At 62.9% G+C, this 4,890-nt stretch carries 2 protein-coding genes and 1 pseudogene; 1 reads left to right on the plus strand and 2 read right to left on the minus strand.

The window, feature by feature from the left end; genetic code table 11:
* Positions 1-573, minus strand: a pseudogene (locus ACTHL0_RS14805) (PA0069 family radical SAM protein); the annotation flags it as partial.
* 213 nt (positions 574-786) lie between these two features.
* A complete protein-coding gene (acpA, locus tag ACTHL0_RS14810; RefSeq protein ID WP_440567563.1) occupies positions 787-2,928 on the minus strand; it encodes an acid phosphatase in 2,142 nt (713 codons plus the stop codon).
* A gap of 271 nt (positions 2,929-3,199) precedes the next feature.
* Between acpA and ACTHL0_RS14815 the strand changes: the two genes are divergently transcribed.
* Entirely contained in the window at positions 3,200-4,540 is a 1,341-nt protein-coding gene (locus tag ACTHL0_RS14815) for a cytochrome-c peroxidase (RefSeq protein ID WP_440567564.1), read from the plus strand.
* The last annotated feature ends 350 nt before the right edge of the window (positions 4,541-4,890 follow it).

Here is a 4,890-nt window from a genome sequence, read left to right on the forward strand (position 1 = left end):
GGCCATCGGCGCCAGAAAATCGATATCGCGCTCGATCAGCGACGATTTCGTGATTGCGGCGAACGGATGGCGGAAGTCATGCAGGACTTCGATCACGCGCCGCGTCAAACGTAGTTCGCGCTCCACGGGCTGATAGGCGTCGGTGTTCACTCCGAGTGCGATCGGCTCAGGCGTGTAGCTGCTTTTGGATAGCTCGCGTTGCAGCAGCTCGGGGGCGTTGATCTTCGCGTAAATGCGGCTTTCGAAATCGAGCCCCGGCGACAGTCCGAGATAGCTGTGGGTGGGACGGGCGAAGCAATAGATACAGCCGTGCTCGCACCCGCGGTAAGGATTCAGGGAAACGCTGAATGGTATGTCCGGCGACGCGTTGCGCGTCAGGATGCTGCGCGCCCGCTCTTCGAACACGCGTGTCTTAAGCGGGGGCCGAGGGCTGTCTTCGGCATCCGGCAGCCAGCCGTCGTCGAACGCTGCACGCTGATCGGCTTCGTAACGTCCTTGCAGATTCGTAACGGCGCCCCGCCCCTTGAGCGGAGCGGGGGGAGCAATGGGATATTCGGCGTCGGGGTCGTCCATCGTGCATGCAGACCCGGCGCAATCGCGTGGGCCGCCCTCAAGTTCGAGATCGAGAATGTCGGGTGATGCTTTTGCCCGGGTAGGAATGCCCCTTACCGGGCCCGGCACAGATCCCGGCGCACGCGATTCGCGCACCGGGCCCCGGCGGATACTGTATGCCCATACAGTACATCGATCTGAACGAGATGGCTAGTTCGAATGCATACGGCGCGCCTATTGCGAGAAGTCCAGTGCGTTGGTCAGGTCGCCCATCGGCTTGTTGCCGTGCGAAATGAGGGCTGCGTCGCGCTGCTTCAGGCCCGCAAGCGTCGGCAGGGCAAAGCGGTGGGTGATCAGGCGCAGCACCGAAGCCGTGTCGTACTGAGTGTGGTCCACAAAGCCCTTCTTGGCGAATGGCGAGACGATGATTGCCGGGATACGCGTGCCCGGGCCCCAGCGGTCAGCAGTCGGCACCGTGGCGTGGTCGTAGAAGCCGCCGTTTTCGTCATACGTCACGACGATCACCATATGCTTCCACTGCGGGCTTTGCTGCAGTTGGGCGATGACATTGGCGATGTGAGCATCGCCATCCGCCACATTGGCGTAGCCGGGGTGCTGGTTCAAGTTGCCCTGCGGCTTGTAGAACGTGACGGCAGGCAGCTTGCCTGCAGCGGCATCCTGCAGGAAGGCAGCGTCGTAATCGCGCAGGTGGGCTGTGCGTTCAGCTTTGCCGGTGGTTGTCGCCGGGTCGAAGCGGCTGAAGTAGTTGAACGGCTGGTGGTGCGGCTGGAACTGAATCGTGCCGCTGTAGATCACGCTGCGCGTGGCGTTCGCCGCATCGGCGATGGCCGAATTCCAGGCGCCGGCATACCAGGCCCAGTCCACGCCCTTGGCGGTCAGCAGATCGCCAATGTTGGTGGTCGACTGCGTCGGCATCGTCGAAGCCTTGGTCGGGTCGGCATAGGCAGCGTTGCCGCTGGCCACAGCGTTGCCCGACGGCTGATACGGCGGCTGCATCGTGTTGACGGCGTAGAACACGCCCGAACCATCGTCCGCCGTGAGCGTGCTGTCGTTGAGGTAGACCGCCTTGCCCGACAAGACCGAACCCGGGTTGCCCGTGCCCGGGGTAAGCACCGGCACGCCATCGGCATTGACGGTGACCTTCGAGATGCTGTTGGCCGCCGGCGAATTCGCGACGTTCGGATAGATCGGCGCGCAGGCGCAGATCAGATACTGGTGGTTCAGGAACGAACCGCCAAAGGCCCCCTGGAAGAAGTTATCGGCCAGCGTGTATTGCTTGGCAACGTTCCACATGGCCATCTTGCTACCATCGTAGTAGCCCATCGACAGGCCACCCGCGTCGGAGTAGGCGGCGTACATGTCGTTCTTGCCGCCGTTGATCTGCATCTGGTCGTTGTAGAAGCGGTGCACCAGATCACGTGTGATGACGCTTTGCGGCACCACCACGCCCGTGCCGTTGACTCCGGCAGGGTCATCGATCTGGAAGGGCTTGTTGGGCCAGCCAGTCGTCTGCGACTGCGTAACCGTCACACTTTGGCCGGCGGCGGTCAAGCCGCCCCAGGTCGGCGGCAGCGTCGGCAGCACGGAGCCGTCGAAGTCCTTTTGCGCCACGAACGAGCCGGTGGACGTCGAATTCACGCCCGGAACGCCGTTGGCGCCCGGGAACAGGCCATACAGGTTGTCGAAGCCGCGGTTTTCCGCGTAGATCACGACGATGGTCTGGACATTCTTGGCCAACGCCATGCGCTTGCCGATGCCGTTGCCGAGAGCCTTCTTGATGTCGCCGCCGTCGGCGACAGTGTCGGCAATAAGATCGATGGTCTCGTCGATCTCGGCCTGCAGCGCGGCCTTGATGTTCGCGTCGGTTTCCTTGTTGTGGTCTTCCAGCAGCTTGTCGGCGGTCACACCCACGCGTGCGGCCAACGCCGCCTTCGCGGCGTTGAGGTCGCCGCCGTTGCTTTCCATCAACGCGGTCAGCTCGGTCGAGATGGCGCTCACGATGGCGTTGGCGCCGGCCGGAGCGCGGAACACCAGCGGGCGGGTGATGGCCGTGTGTGCGCCCGTTGCCGGGTCGTTGCGGAACGCGTCCGTGCCGATTTCCACCGCGATCGCGCCCGTGCCGCTCAGCGTGTAGGCGCCGTTGGCGTCGGTGTAGGTGCTGGCTTCACCTGCATCGCACTTGCCGTTGTTGTTGGCGTCGATACAGACCTTCGCATGCTCGAAGTAGCTGCCGGTCACGACGCCGGAGGTGCCGGTGGAGACACTGTTCGAATCGCTGCCGTGGCAAGCGGACATACAGGCTGCCGCCAGCGCGGCGAGCGGAAGATGAGGCAGAAGTCGGAACACGCGGCTCATGATTTCCCTGAATTGTTGTAAGGGGGACGAAAGCGAGCCGAAGTCTGGACTTCGTGTGTGACAAGCTGATGATCGACGGTGGCCTGAAGCGAGTCTCGCTCCAATTGCGCCATGATTGGCTTATCAGAATGAGTCGCCGACCATCGAACGCTTGAAGACATTTCCCATCATGCGATTTCCCTGACGACCGACGTGACAGGGGCGTGGCGACATCAAAACGTCATCGGGCGAATGCTAGTTTCCAAAGCTTGCAAATTTCCGCCCTTTGCCAATGCGCCGCCATCTGTCTATCGCCACGCTTTGCGTGATCGCCGTTTCAGCGTTTGCGCTCGCCGGGGTGATTGCAAGTGGGCGTGCCGAACCTTCAACGGCGCGGGCGGCCACACCTCCGGTAGTCGAGCCGGCAACGGCCTCCGTACCGGCCGCGCCGGCCTACGAAAAGGCCTTCTACACCATGATTGGGAAGCGCCGCCCATCGGTGCAGGCCATGGCGGCGTTAGGCAAGGCGCTGTTCTTCGATCCGGCGCTGTCCGCCTCGGGCAAACAGTCCTGTGCGAGCTGTCACAGCCCCACGCATGCCTATGGCCCGTCAAATGATCTATCGGTGCAACTGGGCGGGCCGGAAATGAACCGGACCGGCGTGCGTGCCGCGCCGTCGCTGCGTTATCTGCAGAACGTGCCGCCTTTCTCCGAACATTTCTTCGAGAACGACGGCAACGACTCCGAAGACCAGGGCCCCACCGGCGGCTACACCTGGGATGGCCGCGCGTCCTCCACGCATGACCAGGCGCGCATTCCGCTGTTGTCGGCCCACGAGATGGCCAACGGCACGCCGGCAGCAGTGGTGGCCAAGCTGCGGACGGTACACGGGGGCCGCTATGCACAGACGTTCCGCCTGGTGTTTGGCAAAGACATACTTGATACCGAAGAGACTGCCTTCCGGGCAGCGCTCATGGTGCTGGAGGTGTTCCAGCAGACGCCGTCGGAGTTCTACCCGTACGACAGCAAGTACGACGCGTTCTTGCGCCGCGAGGTCAAACTCTCATCACAGGAGATGCGCGGTCTGCAGGTGTTTACCGATCCTGCCAAGGGGAACTGCGCCTCGTGCCACGTGAGCGCCATCACGCAAGACGGCGCATTCCCCGCCTTTACGGACTTTGGCCACATTGCCGTGGGTGTGCCGCGCAACCGCACGCTGGCCGCCAATGCCAACCCGGCCTTTTACGACCTGGGCCTTTGCGGCCCAGACCGGACCGATTTCAAGGGCCGCGCGGACTACTGCGGCCGTTTCCGTACGCCATCGCTGCGCAACGTGGCGCTGCGCAAGACCTTCTTCCACAATGGCGCCATCCACTCACTGGAAGACGCCGTGCGCTTCTACGCCGAGCGGGACACTCAACCGCAGAAGTGGTACCCGCGCAAGGCGGATGGCACGGTCGACAAGTTCGACGACCTGCCGCCCCAGTACCGGACCAACGTCAACATGGAGCCGCCCTTCGGCGGCAAGCCCGGAGACAAGCCTGTGCTGACTGAATCCGACGTGCGCGACATCGTCGCCTTCCTCAAGACGCTGACCGACGGTTACCGCCCGACGCACGTGGCCCAGCGCTGACCGGTGCGCGCCGTTTCATGCAGCGAGTCGCAGGCTTCGCCACCTGCTTCAGTCGATCAAGCGGTAGGGAACGTCGGGGCGCGCTCGTGCGGCGGTTGCGCATGGGCGCTTAGCGTGTCGAACTTCGAGCGGGCAGATCAGTTGTCCCTTGCTGAGATACGCCCGAACTCGCGAGTAAGTGTATGCGTCGACGCTTTTTCTGGGTCAGGTGCCTGCTGATTGGCGGTAGTGGTCGTAGCCGCTAAGGTGTTGGGGGGGGGTTACGAAAAAAAAACCTTTAAAAAAACAAACACACCCCCCAAACCACCCCCGCAAACCCCCGGGGGGCCCCAAATAAACAAATATGTGGT

Source organism: Trinickia sp. (assembly GCF_051961175.1).
GTDB lineage: Bacteria > Pseudomonadota > Gammaproteobacteria > Burkholderiales > Burkholderiaceae > Trinickia.